At 52.3% G+C, this 24417-nt stretch carries 22 protein-coding genes and 2 pseudogenes; 9 read left to right on the plus strand and 15 right to left on the minus strand.

Going from position 1 to position 24417, the window contains the following annotated elements; genetic code table 11:
• Nucleotides 1-161: 161 nt before the first annotated feature.
• From ABZJ92_RS02455 to gltB, 3 genes and pseudogenes are all read right to left on the minus strand, one after another.
• Nucleotides 162-566: pseudogene (locus ABZJ92_RS02455) on the minus strand (DUF1016 N-terminal domain-containing protein); the annotation flags it as partial.
• A 183-nt stretch (nt 567-749) separates the two neighbouring features.
• Nucleotides 750-2168, minus strand: coding sequence for a glutamate synthase subunit GltD (gene gltD, locus ABZJ92_RS02460; protein WP_000081672.1), 1419 nt, complete (start codon nt 2166-2168; stop codon nt 750-752).
• 12 nt (nt 2169-2180) lie between these two features.
• Nucleotides 2181-6641, minus strand: a complete 4461-nt coding sequence (gene gltB / locus ABZJ92_RS02465) for a glutamate synthase large subunit (RefSeq protein ID WP_005105927.1) — start codon at nt 6639-6641, stop codon at nt 2181-2183.
• A 674-nt stretch (nt 6642-7315) separates the two neighbouring features.
• On the opposite strand from gltB, the gene ABZJ92_RS02470 reads away from it, so the two are divergent.
• From ABZJ92_RS02470 to mtgA, 4 genes and pseudogenes are all read left to right on the plus strand, one after another.
• On the plus strand, nt 7316-8245 hold the full coding sequence (locus tag ABZJ92_RS02470) for a TIGR01212 family radical SAM protein (RefSeq protein WP_005050728.1): 930 nt from the start codon (nt 7316-7318) through the stop codon (nt 8243-8245).
• Nucleotides 8246-8340: 95 nt separating this feature from the next.
• Complete coding sequence (gene arcB, locus ABZJ92_RS02475; protein WP_000809774.1) at nt 8341-10677, plus strand: aerobic respiration two-component sensor histidine kinase ArcB; 2337 nt, start codon at nt 8341-8343, stop codon at nt 10675-10677.
• Nucleotides 10678-10906: 229 nt separating this feature from the next.
• On the plus strand, nt 10907-11560 hold the full coding sequence (gene elbB / locus ABZJ92_RS02480; RefSeq protein ID WP_001300411.1) for an isoprenoid biosynthesis glyoxalase ElbB: 654 nt from the start codon (nt 10907-10909) through the stop codon (nt 11558-11560).
• Nucleotides 11557-12284 (plus strand): annotated as a pseudogene (gene mtgA, locus ABZJ92_RS02485) (monofunctional biosynthetic peptidoglycan transglycosylase). Before elbB ends, mtgA begins: the two are co-directional and overlap by 4 nt.
• Here mtgA and yrbL read toward each other — a convergent pair.
• From yrbL to ABZJ92_RS02545, 12 genes are all read right to left on the minus strand, one after another.
• Nucleotides 12281-12913, minus strand: a complete 633-nt coding sequence (yrbL, locus tag ABZJ92_RS02490; protein WP_000620405.1) for a PhoP regulatory network protein YrbL — start codon at nt 12911-12913, stop codon at nt 12281-12283. The pseudogene mtgA and the gene yrbL overlap by 4 nt on opposite strands.
• A 212-nt stretch (nt 12914-13125) precedes the next feature.
• A complete protein-coding gene (gene npr / locus ABZJ92_RS02495) occupies nt 13126-13398 on the minus strand; it encodes a PTS phosphocarrier protein NPr (protein ID WP_000216791.1) in 273 nt (90 codons plus the stop codon).
• Nucleotides 13395-14249, minus strand: coding sequence for an RNase adapter RapZ (rapZ, locus tag ABZJ92_RS02500; RefSeq protein WP_000243741.1), 855 nt, complete (start codon nt 14247-14249; stop codon nt 13395-13397). The genes npr and rapZ overlap by 4 nt, the downstream gene beginning before the upstream one ends.
• Before the next feature lie 45 nt (nt 14250-14294).
• Entirely contained in the window at nt 14295-14786 is a 492-nt protein-coding gene (gene ptsN, locus ABZJ92_RS02505) for a PTS IIA-like nitrogen regulatory protein PtsN (RefSeq protein WP_000183676.1), read from the minus strand.
• Between the two features lie 117 nt (nt 14787-14903).
• Complete coding sequence (gene hpf, locus ABZJ92_RS02510; RefSeq protein WP_001176599.1) at nt 14904-15191, minus strand: ribosome hibernation promoting factor; 288 nt, start codon at nt 15189-15191, stop codon at nt 14904-14906.
• A gap of 22 nt (nt 15192-15213) precedes the next feature.
• Nucleotides 15214-16647, minus strand: coding sequence for an RNA polymerase factor sigma-54 (gene rpoN / locus ABZJ92_RS02515; protein WP_000809059.1), 1434 nt, complete (start codon nt 16645-16647; stop codon nt 15214-15216).
• Between the two features lie 47 nt (nt 16648-16694).
• On the minus strand, nt 16695-17420 hold the full coding sequence (gene lptB / locus ABZJ92_RS02520; protein WP_000224099.1) for an LPS export ABC transporter ATP-binding protein: 726 nt from the start codon (nt 17418-17420) through the stop codon (nt 16695-16697).
• A gap of 6 nt (nt 17421-17426) precedes the next feature.
• Complete coding sequence (gene lptA, locus ABZJ92_RS02525) at nt 17427-17984, minus strand: lipopolysaccharide ABC transporter substrate-binding protein LptA (RefSeq protein WP_000669785.1); 558 nt, start codon at nt 17982-17984, stop codon at nt 17427-17429.
• The gene (lptC, locus tag ABZJ92_RS02530; protein ID WP_000030537.1) at nt 17953-18528 is read right to left on the minus strand and encodes an LPS export ABC transporter periplasmic protein LptC; all 576 of its coding nucleotides are present in this window, start codon (nt 18526-18528) and stop codon (nt 17953-17955) included. Before lptC ends, lptA begins: the two co-directional genes overlap by 32 nt.
• Nucleotides 18525-19091 (minus strand): 3-deoxy-manno-octulosonate-8-phosphatase KdsC, encoded by a 567-nt coding sequence (gene kdsC, locus ABZJ92_RS02535; protein ID WP_000030016.1) that lies wholly within the window; start codon nt 19089-19091, stop codon nt 18525-18527. Before kdsC ends, lptC begins: the two co-directional genes overlap by 4 nt.
• A gap of 20 nt (nt 19092-19111) precedes the next feature.
• On the minus strand, nt 19112-20098 hold the full coding sequence (kdsD, locus tag ABZJ92_RS02540) for an arabinose-5-phosphate isomerase KdsD (protein ID WP_005050755.1): 987 nt from the start codon (nt 20096-20098) through the stop codon (nt 19112-19114).
• Between the two features lie 13 nt (nt 20099-20111).
• Nucleotides 20112-21077 (minus strand): calcium/sodium antiporter, encoded by a 966-nt coding sequence (locus tag ABZJ92_RS02545; RefSeq protein ID WP_000922884.1) that lies wholly within the window; start codon nt 21075-21077, stop codon nt 20112-20114.
• Between the two features lie 209 nt (nt 21078-21286).
• Between ABZJ92_RS02545 and mlaF the strand changes: the two genes are divergently transcribed.
• Genes mlaF through mlaB form a run of 5 tightly spaced genes read left to right on the plus strand, consistent with a single transcriptional unit; the run spans nt 21287 to nt 24389 of the window.
• Nucleotides 21287-22096 (plus strand): phospholipid ABC transporter ATP-binding protein MlaF, encoded by an 810-nt coding sequence (gene mlaF / locus ABZJ92_RS02550; RefSeq protein ID WP_000438248.1) that lies wholly within the window; start codon nt 21287-21289, stop codon nt 22094-22096.
• Between the two features lie 7 nt (nt 22097-22103).
• A complete protein-coding gene (mlaE, locus tag ABZJ92_RS02555) occupies nt 22104-22886 on the plus strand; it encodes a lipid asymmetry maintenance ABC transporter permease subunit MlaE (RefSeq protein WP_000925795.1) in 783 nt (260 codons plus the stop codon).
• A gap of 4 nt (nt 22887-22890) precedes the next feature.
• The gene (mlaD, locus tag ABZJ92_RS02560) at nt 22891-23442 is read left to right on the plus strand and encodes an outer membrane lipid asymmetry maintenance protein MlaD (protein ID WP_005050758.1); all 552 of its coding nucleotides are present in this window, start codon (nt 22891-22893) and stop codon (nt 23440-23442) included.
• Nucleotides 23443-23460: 18 nt separating this feature from the next.
• Nucleotides 23461-24096 carry a phospholipid-binding protein MlaC gene (gene mlaC, locus ABZJ92_RS02565; RefSeq protein ID WP_000476487.1) on the plus strand — a complete coding sequence of 212 codons (636 nt, stop codon included), beginning with the start codon at nt 23461-23463 and terminating at the stop codon, nt 24094-24096.
• Nucleotides 24096-24389, plus strand: a complete 294-nt coding sequence (gene mlaB / locus ABZJ92_RS02570; RefSeq protein ID WP_000004488.1) for a lipid asymmetry maintenance protein MlaB — start codon at nt 24096-24098, stop codon at nt 24387-24389. Before mlaC ends, mlaB begins: the two co-directional genes overlap by 1 nt.
• Nucleotides 24390-24417: the final 28 nt, after the last annotated feature.

Consider the following 24417-nt stretch of genomic DNA (forward strand, 5'->3'; position numbering starts at 1 on the left):
TTTTCTGCTCATTATTAGCTCCTTCTGATGCCATTCTATTTCAGGAAGGAGTGTCCGTTAAACTCAGGCTACCTCATTTCCTTCGTTTATTTGCATGAATATACAAACCGAAAATAGGAGATGCAATACAAAAGCTGTGGAAATATCAAACAGCCTCTCAATTTGGCAGACAGCGTCTGCCAAATCTTTGCCGATGGGAATTCTGCAGATGGTGTCTGCGGAATTCCCAATGGTGTTAATTCGCCAGACACTGTCTGGCGAATTTCAACATGTTGAAAAAAGAGGTAAAAAAGCCTCATTTGGCGTAAGTTTTTTGCAGAGACCCCACGTTTATACCGTCGACTTAAATCCTTCGATAGCCGATCAATCAACTGTGCACCATAAGCTGCTCTGGCCTCACCACCTTGTTCAAATTCGACAATCCGTCGGCCAATTTCCCAGTACGTCGCGGTCATCAGCGCGTTAACGCTACGTACCGTTTCCGTTCGGGCGCTATCGACCAGATGAATAATGCCGTTGTGGATTTGCTGGTAGCCTGTTGAGGTTCTCTCTGAGAGCGATTCCATTATCTGTCCCTTTATATGGCGCTGCGTTGAATAATGGAATCAGCTATACGCCGGGCATCTACCGGTAACAATCCAGATGAGCGTATTACATTGGTTTTCTTCAGATTATGCGAGGCGATTTCCAGAAAGAAAGGAGAATTTCAGCGCCGACTCTTTTCTGAGGAGGCGGCGCTGGGACAGAGCTTAAACTTCCAGCCAGTTCATAATGCCGTCTGCCGCTTTGCGACCTTCGGCGATGGCGGTAACGACCAGATCGGAACCACGGACGATATCGCCGCCAGCAAAGATTTTCGGGTTGCTGGTCTGGAAAGCGTTGTCGTTGCCTTCCGGAGCGATGATGCGGCCTTGTGAATCCAGCTCGACGCTGTGTTTTGCCAGCCATTCCATGTTGTGTGGACGGAAACCAAACGCCATGATCACCGCATCTGCCGGAACGATATGTTCGGAACCTGCAACGATCTCCGCGCGGCGACGGCCTTTGGCATCCGGTTCGCCCATTTCGGTACGTACCATTTTTACGCCGCTGACTTTGCCGTTACCGTTCACTTCAATCCCCAGTGGCTGGACGTTGAATTTGAACTCTACGCCTTCTTCCCGCGCGTTTTTCACTTCGCGGCGGGAACCCGGCATGTTCTCTTCATCACGACGATAGGCACAGGTAACGTGCTTTGCCCCCTGGCGTACAGACGTGCGCACGCAGTCCATCGCAGTGTCGCCACCGCCAAGTACTACCACGCGTTTGCCTTCCATGCTGACGAACGGTTCGTCGCGGGTTTCACCAAAGCCCATTAACTGTTTGGTGTTGGCGATAAGGAACGGCAGCGCTGCGTACACGCCATCGGCGTCTTCGTTTTCCAGCCCGCCGCGCATTGACTGATAAGTCCCAACGCCAAGGAACACGGCATCGTAATCACTCAGCAGATCGTCCAGCTGTACGTCGCGGCCCACTTCGGTATTGAGTTTGAATTCAATACCCATGCCGGTGAAGATTTCACGGCGACGCGTCATTACCTCTTTTTCCAGCTTGAAGGCCGGAATACCGAAGGTCAGCAGCCCGCCAATTTCTGGATGACGGTCGAAGACAACGGCTTTTACGCCGTTACGCGTCAGGACATCCGCACACGCCAGACCTGCCGGGCCTGCACCGATAATCGCCACTTTTTTACCGGTTTGCTTCACGCCGGACATATCCGGACGCCAGCCCATTTCGAACGCTTTATCATTGATATAACGCTCAATGTTGCCGATGGTCACCGCACCGAACTCATCGTTCAGGGTGCAGGAACCTTCGCACAGACGGTCTTGCGGGCAGACACGTCCGCATACTTCCGGCAGTGTGTTGGTCTGATGCGACAGTTCTGCCGCTTCAAAAATACGCCCCTCGTTGGCGAGCTTCAGCCAGTTTGGGATGTAGTTGTGTACCGGGCATTTCCACTCGCAGTATGGGTTGCCGCACGACAGACAGCGGTCAGCCTGCGCTTTGGCCTGGCCTTCGGAAAACGGCTCGTAAATTTCAACAAACTCAATTTTACGGATCTTCAGCGGTTTCTTTGGCGGATCAACGCGCTGCAGGTCGATAAATTGATAAACATTCTGACTCATTGTTGCTACCCCTTACTGCGCCTGCACGCGCAACTCTGCTGCGCTACGACTACGGTGACCCAGCAGTGCTTTTACATCACTGGACTTCGGTTTAACCAGCGCGAATTTCGTGGCGAAGGTTGACCAGTTCGCCAGAATCTCTTCACCGCGCTGAGAACCGGTATGCTGAACATGCTCGGTGATAAGACCGCGCAGATGCTCTTCATGGATCGCCAGATCGTCGACGCTTAAGACTTCGACCAGTTCCGGGTTAACGCGTTTGCGGAAATCACCGCTTTCATCGAGAACGTAAGCGAAGCCGCCGGTCATGCCCGCGCCGAAGTTAACGCCGGTTTTACCCAGAATACAGACAATACCGCCCGTCATATATTCACAGCCGTTGTCGCCAATGCCTTCTACCACGGTGATAGCACCGGAGTTCCGCACGCCGAAACGTTCACCCGCGCGGCCTGCGGCATACAGACGACCACCGGTCGCGCCATACAGGCAGGTGTTGCCGATAATGCTTGCTTCATGGCTGCGGAAGGCGGAACCAACCGGAGGACGAATGGCGATTAAGCCGCCCGCCATGCCTTTACCGACATAGTCGTTGGCATCCCCGGTCAGGTACAGTTCCACGCCGCCCGCGTTCCACACACCGAAACTCTGGCCTGCGGTGCCGTTGAAGTACGCTTTGATAGGATCGGCTGCCAGCCCCTGATCGCCGTGCGTCTGGGCGATATAGCCTGAAAGCGACGCGCCGACAGAACGGTCGGTGTTGCGGATATCGAACCAGAAGGTTTTGCTCTGGCGTTCATCGACAAACGGTTTCGCCTGTTGCAGCAACTGCGCGTTCAGTAGGCCGTTATCAAACGGCGGGTTGTTTTCAGTGCAGTAGAGTGACTTACCTGCATGTGGCTCGGCAGTCTCCAGCAGCTTCGACAGCGCCAGTTTCTGCTGTTTGGCGGTGAAACCGTCCAGCTCTTTCAGCAGGTCGGTGCGACCAATCAGATCCACCAGACGCGTTACTCCCAGCTGTGCCATCAGCTCGCGGGTTTCACGGGCGATAAACTCAAAGTAATTAGTCACCTTGAACGGCAGGCCGTGATAGTGATTCTTACGCAGTTTGTCATCCTGAGTTGCTACACCCGTGGCGCAGTTGTTCAGGTGGCAAATACGCAGATATTTACAGCCGAGCGCCACCATTGGGCCAGTGCCGAAGCCGAAGCTTTCTGCGCCGAGAATCGCCGCTTTGATGATATCGACACCCGTTTTCAGGCCGCCATCAACCTGCAAACGAATTTTATGACGCAAGCCGTTGGCAACCAGCGCCTGTTGGGTTTCCACCAGACCGAGTTCCCACGGGCAGCCTGCATATTTCACTGACGACAGCGGGCTTGCGCCGGTGCCGCCGTCATAGCCCGCGATGGTGATCAAGTCCGCATAAGCTTTCGCCACGCCAGTCGCGATGGTGCCAACGCCTGGTTCGGACACCAGCTTAACGGAGATCATCGCTTTCGGGTTAACCTGCTTGAGGTCGAAAATAAGCTGCGCTAAGTCTTCGATAGAGTAGATATCGTGGTGCGGCGGCGGGGAGATCAGCGTCACTCCGGGCACCGAATAGCGCAGTTTGGCGATGTAAGGAGTGACTTTGTCGCCCGGCAACTGACCACCTTCGCCCGGCTTCGCGCCCTGGGCGACTTTAATCTGAATGACGTCGGCATTGACCAGATACGCCGGAGTAACGCCGAAGCGACCAGAAGCCACCTGCTTGATGCGCGACACTTTGTTAGTGCCATAGCGCGCCGGGTCTTCGCCGCCTTCACCGGAGTTCGAGTTACCGCCGATGCTATTCATCGCTTCCGCCAGCGCCTCGTGGGCTTCCGGGCTTAACGCGCCGATAGACATCGCGGCGGTATCAAAGCGTTTAAACAGTTCGCTTGCCGGTTCAACATCAGCAATGTTGACCGCGTTTTCACCCGGCGTAATTGCCAGCAGATCGCGCAGCGTGGTTGCCGGACGCTCATTAACCAGCTTCGCGTATTCCTGATAGTCGCTGTACTCGCCGCTTTGTACCGCCTGTTGCAGCGTGCGCACCACGTCCGGGTTGTAGGCGTGGTATTCGCCGCCGTGGACGTATTTCAGCAGGCCGCCCTGGCTAATCGGCTTGCGCGCCAGCCAGGCACGTTTCGACAGATTCAGCAGATCCTGCTGGAAGTCTTCAAAGCTTGCCCCACCAATGCGGCTGACCGCGCCCTGGAAGCACAGGCCCACTACATCATCGTGTAGACCGACCGCTTCAAACAGTTTCGAGCAGCGGTAAGAGGCGATGGTGGAGATGCCCATTTTGGACATGATTTTGTACAAGCCTTTGTTGATGCCGTTACGGTAGTTGAGCATCACGGTACGATAATCTTTGGCAATCGCGTGGGTGTCTACCAGGCGGCCCAGCGTTTCATAGGCAAGGTACGGATAAATAGCCGTCGCGCCGAAACCCAGCAACACGGCGAAGTGGTGCGGATCGCGGGCGCTGGCGGTTTCGACGATGATGTTGGCATCGCAACGCAGGCTTTGATCGACCAGACGGGTCTGGATCGCGCCAACCGCCATCGGAGCCGGAACCGGCAGGCGATCTTTAGCGATATTCCGGTCGGAGAGCACCAGCAACACGGTGCCGCTACGTACCATTTTTTCGGCTTTGTCGCATAGCTCTTTGACTGTCGCTTCGAGCGTGGTTTTAGTGACGTCAAAGGTGATATCCAGCGTATCTGCGCGGTAGTGCTCCTCTTTCATCGTCGTGAGCTGTTTGAAATCGGAGTAGAGCAGAATCGGCGATTTAAAGCTTAAACGGTGCGCCTGGCCCTCTGCTTCGCAAAAGACGTTCATTTCACGACCGATACTGGTGGCGAGCGACATAACATGCGCTTCACGCAGCGGGTCGATTGGCGGGTTAGTCACCTGGGCAAACTGCTGGCGGAAGTAGTCGTAAATAATGCGCGGCTGACTGGAGAGCACGGCGAATGGGGTATCATCGCCCATCGAACCGACCGCTTCCTGACCGTTTTCGCCCAGTACGCGAATTACGGAGTCCAGCTCTTCCGCGCTGTAGTTAAACTGTTTCTGGTAGCTGGCAAGCGTGTCGTCGTCCAGTTCGCGGCTACCCACTTCTTCATCGGGCAGATCTTCAAACGGTACCAGTCGGCGGACGTTTTTCTCCATCCACTCTTTATAAGGGTGGCGGCTTTTCAGATCGTCATCGGTTTCTGCCGAGTGCAGAATACGCCCACTGCGAGTGTCGATCACCATCAGTTCGCCTGGCCCGACGCGGCCTTTTTCGACCACTTCGTCAGGCTGGTAATCCCAGATACCGACTTCAGAGGCGCAGGTGATGAGCTTGTCTTTGGTAATGACGTAGCGTGCCGGACGCAGACCGTTACGGTCGAGGTTACAGGCAGCGAAGCGACCATCGGACATCACGATGCCCGCCGGACCATCCCACGGCTCCATATGCATGGAGTTAAAGTCAAAGAAGGCACGCAGTTCCGGGTCCATATCCGGGTTGTTCTGCCAGGCGGGTGGCACTAACAGGCGCATGGCGCGGATGATATCCATCCCGCCTGCCAGCAGCAGTTCCAGCATGTTATCCATGGAACTGGAGTCAGAACCGGTTTCGTTGACGAATGGCGCGGCGTCGTGCAGGTCAGGGATCAGCGGCGTCTGGAATTTATAGGTACGCGCACGCGCCCATTGGCGGTTACCGGTGATGGTGTTGATTTCACCGTTATGCGCCAGATAGCGGAACGGTTGCGCCAGCGGCCAGCGCGGTACGGTGTTAGTGGAGAAGCGCTGGTGGAACAGGCAAATGGCCGATTCCAGACGCAGGTCCGCAAGATCCAGATAAAAGCGCGGCAGATCCGCCGGCATACACAGACCTTTATAGATGTTCACCAGATTCGACAGGCTACAGACGTAGAAGTCTTTGTCGGCTTCGAGACGCTTTTCAATGCGGCGGCGGGCGATAAACAGACGGCGCTCCATATCGCGTGGACGCCAGCCTGCCGGGGCGTTCACAAAAATTTGCTCAATGCGTGGCAGAGAGGAGAGGGCGATTTCACCCAGCACGCCTTCGTTAGTGGGGACATCACGCCAGCCCACAATCGACAAGGTTTCGCGTTGCAGTTCTTCTTCAACGATGCGGCGTGCGGCAGCGGCGAGTTCAGGATCTTTATTCAGGAAGAGCATCCCGACAGCGTAGTTTTTTGCTAAACGCCAGCCGCGCTCCTGCGCAACGATGCGAAAAAAGCGATCCGGTTTTTGTAACAGCAAGCCGCAACCGTCGCCGGTTTTACCATCGGCGAGAATCGCGCCACGGTGCTGCATGCGGGCCAGTGCGTGTATTGCAGTACGCACTACCTTGTGGCTAGGTTCGCCTTCTATGTGGGCGATCAGGCCGAAACCACAGTTATCCCTCTCAAGGGATTTATCGTACAACATATCGTGAACCTCCCCCAGGCTCTGCGGGAACCCCACTTCCGAACCGCTGCGCACGGGCACAGAAAGAGCGTGGCGACGGGGTTTGCGTGTCATACGCGCGCCTCGCATTCGCCCCCTTGTTGTCCTTTTCGCATCGGTTAATACGGTGAAGAGGGGATCTCAATTACTGCATAAATATGATGAGCAGGCTGCTCATCCAGAAAGCTTCCAGCGGATTTCCAACTTATCGGGAAAGCTGATACAGGTCAAATGGCAAGCTTATTGGTACAGAAATGTGCTTTAGCGCAAAATTCTTTATTAAATAGCTGAAATTAAAATAGATTTTATCTTTAAGGCTAAAAGGAGAGTCGTTAGAGAAACAGTCAATTCCTGACTGTCATAAAGGCGTGTTAACCCTTATCCTGCCTTGAACTGACGAGAAAACCAGCATTTTATACTGCCTTAATTGGTAATGACGTTTCATGCTACTGTTTTTGCCTAAAATCCATAAGGAGATAAAAAAATCTGACACAAGATAAGCAAAAGTGATTTATGTGATTGTGCATGAAATTTCGGTAATTTTGATTGATTATGCAGTTGATAAAAGCAGGCCGGGACGATTGATCCAGGTCATCGCCGAATTGAGCTAAAAATGGCAGGCTTTGGCCTCTTTTCAAGGCGCGGTCTATCAGATTATGCAGTTACAGAAATTAGTCAATATGTTTGGTGGTGATCTCACCCGTCGTTATGGGCAAAAGGTGCATAAGCTGACGCTGCACGGCGGTTTTAGCTGCCCTAACCGTGACGGTACCATCGGGCGTGGTGGCTGCACATTCTGTAATGTTGCCTCGTTTGCCGATGAAGCGCAGCAGCATCGTTCCATTGCCGAGCAACTGGCGCACCAGGCGAATTTAGTTAACCGCGCTAAACGCTATCTGGCCTACTTTCAGGCGTATACCAGCACCTTTGCGGAAGTTCAGGTGCTGCGTTCTATGTATCAGCAGGCGGTGAGCCAGGCCAATATTGTCGGTTTGTGTGTTGGTACCCGCCCGGACTGCGTGCCGGATGCGGTGCTGGATCTGCTTTGCGAATATAAGGACCAGGGTTACGAAGTGTGGCTGGAGCTGGGGCTACAAACCGCCCACGACAAAACACTGCATCGCATCAACCGCGGCCATGATTTTGCCTGTTATCAGCGTACAACCCAGCTGGCACGTCAGCGCGGGCTGAAGGTGTGTTCCCACTTAATTGTCGGCCTGCCTGGCGAAGGGCAGGCTGAATGTTTGCAAACGCTGGAGCGAGTGGTTGAAACCAGCGTGGACGGCATAAAGCTGCATCCGCTGCATATTGTGAAAGGCAGCATTATGGCGAAAGCCTGGGAAGCGGGGCGTTTGAACGGTATTGAACTGGAGGATTATACGCTCACTGCCGGAGAAATGATTCGCCATACGCCACCGGAAGTGATCTACCACCGCATTTCCGCCAGCGCCCGTCGCCCGACGCTGCTTGCTCCGCTGTGGTGCGAAAATCGATGGACGGGAATGGTCGAGCTGGATCGCTATCTGAATGAACATGGCGTACAGGGATCGGCGCTGGGACGTCCGTGGCTACCTCCAACGGAGTAGGTCGTTGAGGGGAATTCCGCATTTCTCACACAATTTATAACGTAACTGTCAGAATTGGGTATTATTGGGGCAGGTTGTCGTGAAGGAATTCCCTAATGAAGCAAATTCGTCTGCTGGCGCAGTATTATGTTGACCTGATGATGAAGTTAGGTCTGGTGCGCTTCTCAATGTTGCTGGCGCTGGCCCTCGTCGTTCTTGCCATTGTGGTACAAATGGCGGTAACCATGGTGCTGCATGGTCAGGTCGAAAGCATTGATGTTATTCGTTCTATCTTCTTTGGTTTGCTGATTACGCCGTGGGCGGTCTACTTTCTATCGGTGGTCGTCGAGCAACTGGAGGAGTCACGACAACGTCTGTCACGGCTGGTGCAAAAACTGGAGGAGATGCGCGAGCGCGATTTGAGCCTCAACGTTCAGTTAAAAGATAATATTGCCCAGCTAAATCAGGAAATTGCCGTTCGTGAAAAAGCGGAAGCAGAACTGCAGGAAACCTTCGGCCAACTGAAAATTGAAATCAAAGAGCGCGAAGAGACACAAATTCAGCTCGAGCAGCAATCCTCATTCTTACGTTCCTTCCTTGATGCTTCACCCGACTTGGTTTTTTATCGTAACGAAGATAAAGAGTTTTCCGGCTGTAACCGCGCGATGGAGCTGCTGACCGGAAAAAGCGAAAAACAACTGGTTCACCTGAAACCTGCTGATGTTTACTCACCGGAAGCCGCCGCAAAAGTCATTGAAACCGATGAAAAAGTGTTCCGTCATAATGTGTCACTGACCTATGAACAGTGGCTGGATTACCCGGACGGGCGCAAAGCCTGCTTTGAAATCCGTAAAGTGCCGTACTACGACCGCGTGGGTAAACGTCACGGTTTGATGGGCTTTGGTCGCGACATTACCGAGCGTAAGCGGTATCAGGATGCGCTTGAACGCGCCAGCCGCGACAAAACGACGTTTATTTCCACCATCAGTCACGAATTGCGTACACCGCTGAACGGTATCGTCGGCCTGAGCCGCATTCTGCTGGATACCGAACTCACCGCCGAGCAGGAAAAATATCTCAAAACTATCCATGTTTCGGCCGTCACGCTGGGGAATATCTTTAACGATATTATCGACATGGATAAGATGGAACGGCGCAAGGTCCAGCTTGATAATCAGCCGGTTGATTTCACCAGCTTCCTTGCCGATCTGGAAAATCTCTCCGCATTGCAGGCGCAACAAAAAGGATTGCGCTTTAACCTGGAGCCTACGCTGCCATTACCGCATCAGGTCATTACCGACGGGACGCGTTTACGGCAGATCCTGTGGAACCTCATCAGTAACGCCGTCAAATTCACCCAGCAAGGCCAGGTTACCGTGCGCGTGCGCTACGATGAAGGCGATATGCTGCATTTTGAAGTGGAAGATTCTGGTATCGGCATTCCGCAGGATGAGCTGGATAAAATCTTCGCCATGTATTACCAGGTGAAAGACAGTCATGGCGGTAAACCTGCCACCGGCACCGGTATTGGTCTGGCCGTTTCTCGTCGTCTGGCGAAAAATATGGGCGGCGATATTACGGTTACCAGTGAACAGGGCAAAGGTTCAACCTTTACGTTGACGATCCACGCACCGTCGGTGGCAGAAGAGGTCGATGATGCGTTTGATGAAGACGATATGCCTTTACCGGCGCTGAATGTGCTGCTGGTGGAAGACATTGAACTGAACGTGATTGTCGCGCGTTCTGTGCTGGAAAAATTAGGTAACAGCGTTGATGTCGCCATGACCGGCAAGGCGGCGCTGGAGATGTTTAAACCGGGCGAATACGACCTGGTGTTGCTGGATATTCAGTTGCCAGATATGACCGGGCTGGATATCTCTCGTGAACTGACGAAGCGTTATCCGCGCGAGGATTTACCGCCGCTGGTGGCCTTAACCGCTAACGTGCTGAAAGACAAACAAGAGTACCTCAATGCTGGAATGGATGATGTGCTGAGTAAGCCGCTTTCGGTTCCGGCGCTAACCGCGATGATCAAGAAATTCTGGGATACCCAGGATGATGAGGAGAGTACGGTGACGACAGAAGAGAACAGTAAATCAGAAGCATTGCTCGATATTCCCATGCTGGAACAGTATCTCGAACTTGTAGGACCGAAGCTGATCACCGACGGGTTAGCGGTGTTTGAGAAGATGATGCCGGGCTATGTCAGCGTGCTGGAGTCGAATCTGACGGCGCAGGATAAAAAAGGCATTGTTGAGGAAGGACATAAAATTAAAGGTGCGGCGGGGTCAGTGGGGTTACGCCATCTGCAACAGCTGGGTCAGCAAATTCAGTCTCCTGACCTTCCCGCCTGGGAAGATAACGTCGGTGAATGGATTGAAGAGATGAAAGAAGAGTGGCGTCACGACGTAGAAGTGCTGAAAGCGTGGGTGGCAAAAGCCACTAAAAAATGACCCCGGCTAGACCGGGGTGCGCGAATACTGCGCCAACACCAGGGAAATCTTGGCTGCGCCGTAAATTATTATGATGAGTTACAAGGGCACAGCACTGTTTTTCAGGCCGCACGCAGTTAAGATAGCAAAACTTAAATGATTTGTTACATGAATCAGTTAAATGTGTGATGCGTACCATTTTTATTAAAAAAATTAATGTGTTTCAGTCAATTGCGAAAGGATGATCACAATGAAGAAAATTGGCGTAATTCTGAGCGGATGCGGCGTCTATGACGGTTCTGAAATTCATGAAGCGGTGTTGACGTTGTTAGCTATTTCACGCAGCGGTGCGCAGGCGGTCTGCTTTGCACCGGATAAGCAGCAGGTTGATGTTATCAACCATTTAACTGGCGAAGCGATGACGGAAACGCGCAATGTGCTGATTGAAGCGGCACGAATAACGCGCGGTGAAATCCGTCCTCTGGCCCAGGCCGATGCCGCTGAACTGGATGCGTTGATTGTGCCGGGGGGGTTTGGCGCGGCGAAGAATTTAAGCAATTTTGCCAGTCTTGGTAGCGAATGCACCGTTGACCGTGAATTAAAGGCGCTGGCACAAGCGATGCATCAGGCCGGAAAACCGCTTGGTTTTATGTGTATTGCCCCGGCGATGCTGCCGAAAATTTTCGATTTCCCGCTGCGTTTGACCATCGGTACTGATATCGATACCGCAGAAGTGCTGGAAGAGATGGGCGCGGAGCATGTGCCGTGTCCTGTCGATGATATCGTGGTTGATGAAGACAATAAGATTGTCACCACCCCAGCATATATGCTGGCGCAGAACATTGCAGAAGCGGCGAGCGGCATTGATAAGCTGGTTTCCCGCGTGCTGGTTCTGGCTGAATGAGTAAAAGCCGCTTAACGGTGTTTAGTTTCGTTCGCCGTTTTCTTTTGCGGTTAATGGTTGTCCTCGCCGTTTTCTGGGGCGGGGGCATCGCGTTGTTTAGCGTTGCGCCTGTTCCCTTCTCAGCGGTAATGGTCGAGCGACAGGTCAGCGCCTGGCTGCATGGCAATTTTCGTTACGTGGCACATTCTGACTGGGTCAGTATGGATCAAATCTCGCCGTGGATGGGACTGGCGGTGATTGCCGCAGAAGATCAGAAATTTCCTGAGCACTGGGGCTTTGATGTCGCTTCCATTGAGAAAGCCCTGGCGCACAACGAGCGCAATGAAAACCGTATTCGCGGTGCTTCAACGATTTCTCAGCAGACGGCCAAAATCTCTTTTTATGGGATGGGCGTAGCTGGGTACGAAAAGGGCTGGAAGCTGGATTAACGCTGGGGATAGAAACAGTCTGGAGCAAAAAGCGTATCCTGACGGTTTACCTGAATATCGCCGAATTTGGCGACGGTGTGTTTGGCGTCGAAGCTGCGGCACAACGTTATTTCCACAAACCCGCGAGCAAACTTACCCGGTCGGAAGCTGCATTACTGGCAGCTGTATTACCTAATCCACTTCGTTTCAAAGTCTCCTCGCCATCGGGCTACGTGCGTAGCCGTCAGGCGTGGATTTTACGGCAGATGTATCAGTTAGGCGGTGAGCCGTTTATGCAACAACACCAGCTGGATTAAGCTTCGCGCGAAGTGAGGGCCAGCGTTTTGCTCTCACGAGGTTGCAGATCTTTCTGCAGGGCAATAGCCAGCGCCGGTTGGGCGATAAATCGTTTCCATAACCGCTCTTGCTTACGCAGACAACACCACTTCGACCAGGTCGCCAGTGGAATCAATGTGCTTTCACCAATGTTGTCGCAGACGACCGGGATAACCTCTGACTCACTGATGCGGTGACAGAGGATATTCTGCGGCTTCAGCGACATCGTCACGATACGGTTATCCTGCAAATAACGCTTCAGCTGTTTCAGTAGCTGGCGCAGTTGTGCAATGTCTTCTTCGTAACGGCATTGTTCAGCAAATTCGGTCAGCGTAATGGAAGGCTTGCCGTCAAAATCGGCAATCACATCGTAGACATAACCGGTTCCGCAATCCGTCTCAACGGTACCGTGATAGCGCGGTATTCCACTCCAGTCTTTTAACCGGCGACCAAGATGCGCGTAGTACTTTAACTCACGGCGGATCTCTTTATCGCCACCATCGCCACGATGGTAGACAATCTTGATACAGCGTTGGGCATCTTCCGGATGCGCATAACATTTCCGATGTCTTCCGGTGCCCAGGGGACTTTGTTCAGATAAGCGAATCATGCCATCTCCTGGAAATATTTTCTGACGATCTCCAGTATGGTCGATTAACTTAAACAAAACCTAAACAATGCCTCTTAAGGTTTTCTTAAGGTTCTTCTGAAAGTGAAAAGCGCACAAAATGTACAAATGACGTTGATTGAGAACGATTTCAGTACGTGATTTTCTTATTGTCGGGGGAGCTTGAAGGGAGTTGTATGTCAAAGTGATGAAGATTAATCTTCATCAAAACCAGAATTAAAGAGGGCGATAACGGCGGCCAGTGCTTCCTCTTCCTGTGGACCGGTCGCTTCAACTTCAATCTGCCGTCCTTTGGCAGAATCCAACATCAGCAGCGCAATAACGCTGTTGGCTTCAGCCTCGGTGCCTTCGTCATTACGTAACAGCACTTCAGCGTCAAAACCCTGCATTAATTCAAACAGCTTCATTGCAGGCCGGGCATGCATGCCCAGCTTGTTTGTGATTTCAACAGTTTGCTTGACGGTCATGGTTTACGTTTTTCCAGCGTACGATGGCGTGACTGGACGTTTTTACCGCGCGAGCGGAAGTAGTCTGCCAGTTGCTCTGCAATATACACCGAACGGTGCTTCCCGCCGGTACAACCAATGGCGACCGTCAGGTAGCTACGGTTGTTGGTTTCCAGCATAGGTAACCATAGCTCAAGATAGCTTCGCGTCTGGTAGATAAAATTGTGTACTTCTGTGTGGCGGTCGAGGAACGCGGCGACAGGTTTATCAAGACCTGTCATTGGACGCAGTTTCGGATCCCAGTGCGGGTTCGGCAAGAAGCGCACGTCAAAGACGTAATCTGCATCGATAGGGATACCGTGTTTGAAGCCGAAAGACTCAAAGACCATGGTCAGTTCGCGTTCACGTTTACCCAGCAGACGGGTACGCAGCATTTCAGCCAGCTCGTGAACGGACATTTCTGAGGTATCGACAATCAGATCCGCTCGCGAACGCAGAGGCTCCAGCAAATCGCTTTCTTTGTCGATAGCACTTTCCAGCGACAGGTTTTTGCTGGAAAGCGGATGCAGTCGGCGCGTGTCACTGTAACGACGAATTAAGGTATTACGGTCGGCATCCAGGAACAGTAGTTGCGGTGAGAAAGCGTCAGGCAGGTTACTCATCGCCTGTTCGAATATTTCTGGTGACTCCGGCATATTACGAACATCAATGCTGACGGCGGCAGAAATCTCGCGATCGGCCAGAGTTCGAGCCAGATCGGGTAACAACACTACGGGAAGGTTATCCACGCAGTAAAAACCCATATCTTCCAGCGCACGCAGGGCGACAGATTTACCTGAACCTGAACGTCCGCTGACGATCATCAGTACCATGTACTGTTTCTCCTCACAACGTCTAAAAGAGACATTACCGAATAACTACGCTTCATCCGGAGTACCTTCGGTATCCGTAATGATTTGATACAGCTCTTCATCGCTCTGGGCTGCGCGTAAACGGCGGCAGATGGTTTTGTCCGCCAGACGTTTCGCCACCAGCGACAGAGTATGCAGGTGCGTTTTAGTTTGGTCTGCCGGCACCAGCAGGGCAAAAAGTAAGTCCACCGGTTGGTTGTCGATGGCATCGAAAGCTATAGGCGTTTCGAGCTGAACGAAAACGCCAACGGCACGCAGAGTATCTTCTTCAAGTTTGCCATGCGGAATGGCAATACCATTGCCGATACCGGTACTGCCCATTTTTTCCCGCGTCAGGATAGCTTCAAAAACCACCTGAGGCGGCAGGCTAAGTTGTTTCGCCGCCAGCTCGCTGATGATTTCCAGGGCGCGTTTTTTGCTCTGACAGTGGACGCGGCTTCGCGTACATTCCCTGTTAAGAACACTGCTAAGCTGTAGAGTTGTATCATTATTTGTCATAATTTCACCTAAGAACCTGCCCACTCAAACAGTGGAACAGGCTCGGAGCATTAACCGTACAAATGGCCCGTTGTGCCGCACAACAGGCCGCCATGCACATGCTAATTGCCCGGACAATTAGTGTTGTTTCAGTTTATCTTTATGTTTGGTCAACTGGCGTGCCAGCTTATCAATTAAGCCATCAATGGCAGCGTACATGTCCTGACCTTCCGCGCTGGCATGAATTTCACCACCGTTTACATGCAGTGTTGCATCTGAGGTGTGGGTGACTTTCTCCACTTTCAGAACAACATAGACCTGGTTGATTCGGTCAAAATATTGCTCAAGTTTGGCAAATTTAGCTGTAACAAATTCGCGCAGTGCCTCGGTGATCTCGACGTTATTTCCGGTAATGTTGAGCTGCATAGTGTCTTCCTTATCGGTTGGGTCAAACGAGCTGTTTACGCTGGTTTGACGGCGGAATGGATAAAGACTCTCGGTACTTCGCAACAGTGCGGCGTGCCACCATGATACCTTGTTCCGACAGCAAAGAGGTTAACTTGCTGTCGCTCAACGGTTTCGCTGGGTTTTCCGCCGCGATTAATTTCTTCACCAGTGCACGAATCGCCGTGGAGGAAGCTTCGCCGCCGCCCTCGGTATTGACGTGACTGGAAAAGAAATACTTCAGTTCAAAAATGCCTCGTGGACTATGCAGGTATTTTTGCGTGGTCACGCGAGATATCGTCGATTCATGCATTTCGACAGCCTGGGCGATATCGGCCAGTACCATCGGTTTCATATATTCTTCACCTTGCTCAAAGAAGGCTTGCTGCTGTTCAACGATACAGCGACTCACGCGCAGTAGCGTATCGTTACGGCTTTCCAGACTCTTGATCAACCATTTGGCATCCTGCAGATTGCTGCGGATAAACTGGCTGTCACCATCGTTGCGCGCGTTATTGCACATCGAGGCGTAGTGCTGGTTGATTTGCAGACGCGGAATGCTGTCACTGTTGAGTTCTACCGTCCAGTGACCGTTATGCTTACGCACCAGCACATCTGGAATGACATACTCAGGTTCGCCAGTCTGGATCGACTGCCCGGGGCGCGGATCGAGCGACTGGATCAGATTGACGGCTTCTTTCAGCACATCTTCTTTCAGACGCGTGACGCGCATTAAAGTGCGGAAGTCGTGATTGGCTAACAGATCGAGATGATCGCTAATGATCAATCTGGCCTCTTCCAGCCACGGCGTGGTCTTATCGAATTGGGAGAGTTGGATTAGCAGGCAGTCACGCAGATCTTTTGCCGCTACACCGACCGGGTCAAACCGTTGGATCCGCTTAAGGACGGCTTCAACCTCGTCGATGTCGATCTCTTCATCGCCCATACTTTCGAGAATATCTTCCAGCGGGACAGTCAGATAACCGGTTTCATCAACGGCATCGACGATAGAGGTAGCAATAGCGCGGTCAGTGTCGGAAAACGGTGTCAGCTCGACCTGCCACATCAGGTAATCCTGCAAGGTCTGCGTCGTTTCGCCCTGGTAGACCGGCAGCTCGTCGTCAATGTAGTCACCGCTGGTGCCGGATGGTGTACCAGCGGTGTAAATGGTGTCCCAACTGGCATCGAGCGGCAGCTCTTCCGGCATCTCTTTTTGTTCGAGCGCGTCGGCGGTGTCCAGCGTTTCACTGTCTTGCGTTTCGCGGGTGTCGATTTCTTCATGAGTGTCGATTTGCTCAAGCAGCGGATTACTCTCCAGCGCCTGCTGTAGCTCCTGCTGAAGTTCCAGCGTCGACAACTGCAACAGACGAATTGCCTGTTGGAGCTGTGGCGTCATCGCCAGTTGTTGGCTAAGCCTGAGTTGCAAACCTTGCTTCATGTTCAGAATCGTACTCTCCTGCTAAAACGTCGCAAACTTCTACCCTATCAGAGTCTGAAGTCTTCCCCAAGGTATACACGCTTAACGTGTTCGTCTTGTAAGATTTCTGTAGGCGTGCCGTGGGCGATCAAATGCCCCTGACTGACGATATAAGCGCGTTCACAAACCGCCAGTGTTTCACGCACGTTGTGGTCAGTGATCAGCACGCCCAGGCCGCTGTCGCGCAGGTGTTCAATGATGCGTTTAATGTCGATAACCGAGATCGGGTCAACCCCGGCAAACGGTTCGTCGAGCAGAATAAATTTCGGATTCGCAGCCAGTGCGCGGGCAATTTCTACACGGCGACGTTCACCCCCGGAGAGTGACTGCCCCATGCTGTCACGCAGGTGCTCAATGTGAAACTCTTCCATCAGCTCGTTCGCGCGGTCTTCACGTTGTTCAGCAGACAAGTCGTCACGAATTTGCAGTACCGCCATCAGGTTATCGTAAACGCTGAGGCGACGGAAAATGGAGGCTTCCTGTGGCAGATAGCCGATACCGCGGCGCGCGCGTGCATGCAGAGGCAGCAGACTGATATCGTCATCATCAATAATGATGTTGCCCGCATCGCGCGGCACAATGCCTACAACCATGTAGAAAGTGGTGGTCTTACCGGCACCGTTTGGCCCCAGCAGACCGACAATTTCCCCGGAGTTGACGGTCAGGCTGACGTCTTCTACCACGCGACGGCCTTTATAGGCTTTTGCAAGGTTCTTTGCAGTTAATGTTGCCATAACGAATTAATTACCCTTCTTCTGTGCCGGGGTCTGGCCTTTGTTGTTTTTGTCCTGCAGCTGCGACGGCACCAGAACGGTGGTTACGCGCTTGCCTTTGTCGCTGAAAGCCTGCATTTTCTGCTCTTTCACCAGGTAAGTGATCTTATCGCCCTTAATGTTGCTATCGACCTGCTGCAGATAAGCATTACCCGTCAGAACGACAAAATCTTTTGCCAGTTCGTAGTGCATCTGGGAAGCGTGACCTTCAACGGGTTTACCGTTGTCCTGCATCTGGTAGAACGTTGCCGGTTTACCGTATCCGTCAATCACTTCTTTACCTTGTTCGCCGCCCGGACGGGTAACGACCACTTTGTCGGCATTAATTTTGATGGTGCCCTGGGTGACGATGACATTACCGGTAAAGGTAACCACGTTGCCTTGCATATCAAGAGATTGCTGGTCCGATTCAATGTGGATCGGCTGATCAGTGTCTCCGGTTACGGCAAATGCCGGAATGCTGGCGGCCAGAAGTGAGCTGGCAAGCACAAGATTAAGGCTGAGTTTGTTTGTTTTGAATTTCATAGGATGTTCTAACCTTTTCAATCAGCTCGGCGTTCTTGCTGCGTAAGTTGCCGCGCATTTTCAGACCGCTGGAGTTAAATGTTGTTCCGTATAACGTGACGAGGTCTTCAGAGGTAACATCCTGCGTCACCAGATTGATCTGCGCGTTATCCGTCGTGATTCTGCGAAGTTGAGAGTCTGGCACAAGTGCGTTGACTTCAACGTGTCCATATAAATAGAGCATCCGGTCATTGGTCAGCTTGGCTTTATCTGCTTTTACGGACCATGTCGGGATTTTATCCTTATCAAACGTGGTAAGTACCGGCTGCGTAAACCACGAAACGGCCTGATCGGAATAATATTCAACGTGTTGAGCAATCAATCGATAGCTTAGTGCCCCTTCTGGGTTATAGACGAGCGTGTCCGTATGCTCGCTTTTATAGGTGGGATCATTGTTGTTGACGACCACCTGGGCGGTATCGTCTTTTTCGGCCATATTAATGCCGATCATCACCAGAACCGCCAGTGATAGCACAATGATAACCCAACGTCTGGCTTTACTCATATCGATTGCCCTTTGGCTTCATCCAGTTTGCCCTGCGCCAGGAGTAATAAGTCGCAAACTTCGCGCACTGCGCCACGACCGCCAGCAATGCGCGTCACGTAATCGGCGCGCGGGATCAACAGTGGATGCGCATCGGCCACGGCGACGCTTAAACCCACTTTTTCCATTACCGGCCAGTCGATGAGATCATCGCCAACATAAGCCACATTTTCCGGGGCAATCGCCAATTTTTCCAGCAAATCGCTAAAGGCGATCAGTTTGTTTGACTGCCCCTGATACAAGTGAGTGATCCCCAATGTGGCACAACGATCTTCTACCAGTTTAGCCTTTCGCCCGGTAATGATAGCGACTTCAATATCAGAGGTGAGCGCACAACGAATGCCATAACCGTCACGAACATTGAACGCTTTCAGCTCTTCGCCGTTATTGCCCATATAAATCAGGCCATCTGACAGTACGCCATCAACGTCGAGGATCAGCAGACGAATGTTCTCTGCTTTTGCCATAACGTCGGCGCTGACAGGGCCGTAACAGGTCGCAAGCGACGCACCTGCTTTGCTCATTGTTGTTTATCCTTGAATCTTTACACTACGCCTGCACGCAGTAAATCATGCATATGTAACACACCGAGTAAATGGTCGCCATCGGCAACCATCACGGAGGTGATATGGCGGGACTGCATTAAGTTCAGTGCCTCAACGGCCAGAATGCCAGGGCGCACACGTATTCCCCCCGGCGTCATCACATCGGCAATACTTAACTGACGAACATCCACGCCCATATCGAAGACACGGCGTAAATCACCGTCGGTAAAGATGCCTTCAATCATCATATTGTCATCGCAAATGACAGTCATACCAAGATTTTTGCGGGTAACTTCCAGCAATGCGTCACGCAGACTGGCCGTTTTCTTAACATGCGGGATCTCATCGCCCGTATGCATAATATCGTTTACGCGCAGCAGAAGTTTACGACCCAGTGCGCCGCCTGGGTGTGAGAGCGCAAAATCTTCAGCAGTAAAGCCGCGTGCTTTTAACAGCGCGACAGCGAGGGCATCGCCCATAACCAGCGTGGCGGTGGTGCTGCTGGTCGGTGCCAGCCCTAACGGACAGGCTTCTTTCGCTACTTTAACACACAGATGCACATCTGCGGCGCGCGCCATGCTGCTCTCCGGGCGACCGGTGATGCAGATTAACGGTACGTGAAGACGCTTAAGCACTGGAATTAAGGCCGTGATTTCGCTGGATTCACCTGAGTTAGAGATAGCAATCACCACATCCTGTGGGGTGACCATGCCTAAATCACCATGCGCGGCTTCACTAGGATGGACGAAAAATGAAGGTGTACCGGTGCTGGCAAACGTTGCGGCCATTTTGCGCCCGATGTGCCCCGATTTCCCCATCCCCATGACGACAACTTTCCCTTTACACCAGAACATCTTTTCACAGGCAAGCGTGAAATTCTGATTGATGTATTGATCAAGCTCCGCCAGGCATTCACGTTCAATCGCCAGGACTTCTTTACCTGCTTGCTGAAAGTCAAAACCCGGTTGTAACTCTACGTGCGACATAATGCGTTTCCAGTTATTCAACGAGTATTGGCGATAACCAGTACAACATCGCCAGCCATACGATAAATCCGCCAGTTAATAATACCCCTACACCACGGCCCGGTTGCGGGGAGCGCCGCCAGCACAGCAACGCAAAAATAATGCTCACCAGCAACATCACGCTGTAGTCACGACTGTACGCCAGTGGATCAATCTCTCCTGGCGTTATCAGCGCGGGTAAACCCAACACGATGACAATATTAAAAATGTTTGCGCCAATGATATTTCCGACAGCAATGTCGTTTTCACCTTTGCGAACCCCCGCTATTGCGGTTGCCAGTTCCGGCAGACTGGTTCCGATAGCAATTGCCGTCAGAGCCATCGTCAACTCGCTGATGGCAAAGTAATTCGCCAGCACCGTGGCGTTATCAACCACCATCCGCGTGGCCACTGGCATGATGATAAGCGCAATGCCGAGCCATAAAAACGCGACGGGCAATCCGCCGTCACGCGGCAGCTCTGCAAGCTGCTCTCTGGTCAGGCTGTCAGTCCCCTGACGTGCAAGTTTAACAATGAACAGCAGCCATAGCACAGCCAGAAAGAGGAGAAAGATACCATCGCTTCGACTAAGTTGTCCGTCATAGAGTACGGAACCGGCCACCACGCTGACCAACAACATTAAGGGTAATTCACGGCGCAGAACATCGGAATGGACGGTAAAAGGACGAACCAGCGCAGCCAGACCGAGGATCAGCAATATATTGATAATGTTTGAGCCGAGGGCTGTACCAACGGCTAAATCGCGTTGTTCGTGCAGAGACGCGGCAAGCGAGACGATGATTTCTGGTAACGATGTACCAATACTGACCACCGTCATGCCGATGATCAGCGGCGGGATGCCAAAGGTTCGGCAAAGAATAGACGCGGCAAAAACCAGGCGGTCGGCACTGTAAACGACCAAAAGTAAACCAACAATTAACAGTGCCGTAGCTAAAAGCATCTAACGTCCTTTCTTCAGGTATACTCGCCGGTCCGCTGAAGATTTTCAGAAAGCCGTAACGGATTCTTAATTTTGACTTTATGCGGCTAAAAAGTAAAACAAATGCCAGCTTTCGCTAACCACGGCGGGTAATATTCTGTAAATATGTTGGGTTCAAGGTTAAATTGAGCGCCATGCTTAGAAAATCAACGCAAGACGAAGGGTGAATTATGGAGCAGTCTGTGGCGAATTTAGTCGATATGCGCGATGTCAGTTTTACGCGTGGCAATCGCTGCATCTTCGATAATATTTCCCTGACCGTGCCGCGAGGGAAGATCACGGCGATCATGGGGCCATCGGGCATCGGTAAAACGACGCTACTCCGTCTGATTGGCGGGCAAATCGCACCAGATCATGGTGAGATCCTTTTCGATGGTGAGAATATTCCGGCGATGTCTCGTTCGCGCCTGTATACAGTGCGTAAACGGATGAGCATGTTATTTCAGTCCGGGGCGTTGTTCACTGATATGAACGTATTTGACAACGTCGCCTATCCACTGCGCGAACATACCCAACTTCCCGCGCCATTGTTGCATAGTACGGTGATGATGAAGCTGGAGGCCGTGGGGCTGCGTGGAGCGGCTAAACTAATGCCTTCTGAACTTTCCGGTGGGATGGCGCGGCGTGCAGCGCTGGCGCGTGCGATTGCGCTGGAGCCGGATCTCATCATGTTTGATGAACCTTTTGTTGGGCAAGATCCCATCACCATGGGCGTACTGGTGAAGCTGATTTCTGAGCTGAACAGCGCGCTGGGCGTGACTTGTGTGGTGGTTTCTCACGATGTGCCGGAAGTGTTAAGTATTGCGGATCACGCCTGGATCCTGGCGGACAAAAAAATTGTCGCTCATGGCAGTGCCCAGGCGTTGCAGACGAATCCTGATCCGCGCGTACGTCAGTTTCTGGACGGGATAGCTGACGGGCCTGTTCCGTTCCGCTATCCTGCCGGCGATTATCACGCTGATCTTTTACCAGGGAGTTAAGCCACTCATGCTGTTAAATGCGCTGGCGTCGCTCGGACATAAAGGGATTAAAACCCTGAGAACGTTCGGGCGGGCCGGGTTAATGTTATTCAATGCGCTGGTCGGCAAACCGGAATTTCGCAAACATGCGCCGCTGCTGGTGCGCCAGCTCTATAATGTCGGCGTCCTGTCGATGCTGATTATTGTAGTTTCTGGCGTGTTCATCGGAATGGTGTTGGGGCTGCAAGGTTATCTGGTTCTGACCACTTATAGCGCGGAAACCAGTCTGGGTATGCTGGTGGCGTTATCGCTACTGCGTGAACTGGGGCCGGTGGTTGCCGCGCTGTTGTTTGCCGGGCGTGCTGGTTCGGCGTTAACCGCAGAAATCGGCCTGATGCGCGCTACAGAGCAACTCTCCAGTATGGAGATGATGGCGGTGGATCCGCTGCGTCGGGTTATTTCTCCCCGTTTCTGGGCTGGGGTTATTTCATTACCACTGTTGACGGTTATCTTCGTCGCCGTGGGGATCTGGGGCGGATCGCTGGTCGGCGTCAGTTGGAAAGGCATTGATAGCGGGTTCTTCTGGTCGGCAATGCAAAATGCCGTCGACTGGCGTATGGATCTGGTCAACTGTCTGATTAAGAGCGTGGTGTTCGCCATCACGGTGACGTGGATTTCGTTGTTTAACGGCTACGACGCCATCCCGACGTCTGCCGGGATTAGCCGGGCAACCACTCGCACCGTTGTCCACTCGTCTCTGGCTGTTCTGGGGCTGGATTTTGTGCTGACCGCATTGATGTTTGGGAATTGAGTTCATGCAAACGAAAAAAAATGAAATTTGGGTGGGTATCTTTTTATTAGCAGCACTGCTGGCGGCGCTGTTTGTTTGCCTGAAGGCGGCGAACGTGACGTCCATACGTACTGAATCGACCTACACGCTTTATGCGACGTTCGATAACATTGGCGGCCTGAAAGCGCGCTCTCCGGTCAGCATTGGTGGTGTTGTTGTGGGCCGGGTGGCGGATATTACGCTGGACCCGAAAACCTATCTGCCGCGCGTAACGCTGGAAATTGAACAACGTTATAACCACATTCCTGATACCAGTTCGCTGAGCATTCGTACTTCCGGCCTGCTGGGAGAACAATATCTGGCATTAAACGTCGGTTTTGAAGACCCGGAACTGGGGACTGCTATCCTGAAGGATGGCGATACAATTCAGGACACCAAGTCTGCGATGGTGCTGGAAGATCTCATTGGTCAGTTCCTTTACGGTAGTAAAGGCGATGACAATAAGAATAGTGGCGATGCGCCAGCTGCTGCGCCAGGTAATAATGAAACCACTGAACCTGTGGGTACAACGAAATAATTTCAGGAGAACCGACGCATGTTTAAACGTTTAATGATGGTCGCTTTGCTGGTGATTGCACCTCTGAGTGCGGCAACCGCGGCAGACCAGACCAATCCTTATAAGCTGATGGACGAGGCGGCGCAGAAAACGTTCGATCGCCTGAAGAATGAGCAACCGCAAATTCGGGCCAACCCGGATTATCTGCGTACCATTGTTGATCAGGAACTGCTGCCATACGTACAGGTGAAATACGCCGGTGCGCTGGTGCTGGGCCAGTATTACAAGAGTGCGACCCCTGCTCAACGTGAAGCCTACTTTGCCGCTTTCCGTGAGTACCTGAAGCAGGCTTACGGTCAGGCGCTGGCGATGTATCACGGTCAAACCTATCAGATTGCGCCAGAACAGCCGCTGGGCGATAAAACCATTGTGCCTATTCGCGTTACCATTATTGACCCGAATGGCCGTCCGCCGGTGCGTCTGGACTTCCAGTGGCGTAAAAACTCCCAGACGGGAAACTGGCAAGCTTACGACATGATTGCTGAAGGCGTCAGTATGATCACCACCAAACAAAACGAGTGGGGAACGCTGCTGCGTACCAAAGGTATCGACGGCCTGACTGCGCAACTGAAATCGATTTCTCAACAGAAAATCACTCTGGAAGAGAAAAAATAATGAGCGAGTCACTGAGCTGGATGCAGACGGGTGACACGCTGGCGTTATCCGGAGAGCTGGATCAGGACGTTCTGCTACCGCTTTGGGAAATGCGTGAGGAGGCGGTGAAGGGGATTACCTGCATCGATCTTAGCCGTGTGTCCCGCGTGGATACGGGGGGACTGGCACTGCTGCTCCATCTTATCGATCTGGCGAAAAAGCAGGGCAACAACGTGACGCTTCAGGGGGTAAACGACAAAGTGTATACCCTCGCGAAATTGTATAATTTGCCTGCTGATGTTCTGCCTCGTTAAATTTTTTCAGGCCGGATATGGCGTTAAC

It is taken from the genome of Shigella sp. FJ200513 (assembly GCF_040495915.1).
Classification (GTDB): Bacteria; Pseudomonadota; Gammaproteobacteria; order Enterobacterales; family Enterobacteriaceae; genus ECMA0423.

Coding starts and splice junctions, on each gene's coding strand:
- hpf (WP_001176599.1), bottom strand. CDS start 15,191: ATGCAGCTCAACATTACCGGAAATAACGTCGAGATCACCGAGGCACTG.
- mlaC (WP_000476487.1), top strand. CDS start 23,461: ATGTTTAAACGTTTAATGATGGTCGCTTTGCTGGTGATTGCACCTCTG.
- mlaF (WP_000438248.1), top strand. CDS start 21,287: ATGGAGCAGTCTGTGGCGAATTTAGTCGATATGCGCGATGTCAGTTTT.
- mlaE (WP_000925795.1), top strand. CDS start 22,104: ATGCTGTTAAATGCGCTGGCGTCGCTCGGACATAAAGGGATTAAAACC.
- kdsC (WP_000030016.1), bottom strand. CDS start 19,091: ATGAGCAAAGCAGGTGCGTCGCTTGCGACCTGTTACGGCCCTGTCAGC.
- arcB (WP_000809774.1), top strand. CDS start 8,341: ATGAAGCAAATTCGTCTGCTGGCGCAGTATTATGTTGACCTGATGATG.
- gltD (WP_000081672.1), bottom strand. CDS start 2,168: ATGAGTCAGAATGTTTATCAATTTATCGACCTGCAGCGCGTTGATCCG.
- lptC (WP_000030537.1), bottom strand. CDS start 18,528: ATGAGTAAAGCCAGACGTTGGGTTATCATTGTGCTATCACTGGCGGTT.
- lptA (WP_000669785.1), bottom strand. CDS start 17,984: ATGAAATTCAAAACAAACAAACTCAGCCTTAATCTTGTGCTTGCCAGC.
- npr (WP_000216791.1), bottom strand. CDS start 13,398: ATGACCGTCAAGCAAACTGTTGAAATCACAAACAAGCTGGGCATGCAT.
- elbB (WP_001300411.1), top strand. CDS start 10,907: ATGAAGAAAATTGGCGTAATTCTGAGCGGATGCGGCGTCTATGACGGT.
- lptB (WP_000224099.1), bottom strand. CDS start 17,420: ATGGCAACATTAACTGCAAAGAACCTTGCAAAAGCCTATAAAGGCCGT.
- rapZ (WP_000243741.1), bottom strand. CDS start 14,249: ATGGTACTGATGATCGTCAGCGGACGTTCAGGTTCAGGTAAATCTGTC.
- ptsN (WP_000183676.1), bottom strand. CDS start 14,786: ATGACAAATAATGATACAACTCTACAGCTTAGCAGTGTTCTTAACAGG.
- kdsD (WP_005050755.1), bottom strand. CDS start 20,098: ATGTCGCACGTAGAGTTACAACCGGGTTTTGACTTTCAGCAAGCAGGT.
- yrbL (WP_000620405.1), bottom strand. CDS start 12,913: ATGATTCGCTTATCTGAACAAAGTCCCCTGGGCACCGGAAGACATCGG.
- gltB (WP_005105927.1), bottom strand. CDS start 6,641: ATGTTGTACGATAAATCCCTTGAGAGGGATAACTGTGGTTTCGGCCTG.
- rpoN (WP_000809059.1), bottom strand. CDS start 16,647: ATGAAGCAAGGTTTGCAACTCAGGCTTAGCCAACAACTGGCGATGACG.
- mlaB (WP_000004488.1), top strand. CDS start 24,096: ATGAGCGAGTCACTGAGCTGGATGCAGACGGGTGACACGCTGGCGTTA.
- ABZJ92_RS02470 (WP_005050728.1), top strand. CDS start 7,316: ATGCAGTTACAGAAATTAGTCAATATGTTTGGTGGTGATCTCACCCGT.
- ABZJ92_RS02545 (WP_000922884.1), bottom strand. CDS start 21,077: ATGCTTTTAGCTACGGCACTGTTAATTGTTGGTTTACTTTTGGTCGTT.
- mlaD (WP_005050758.1), top strand. CDS start 22,891: ATGCAAACGAAAAAAAATGAAATTTGGGTGGGTATCTTTTTATTAGCA.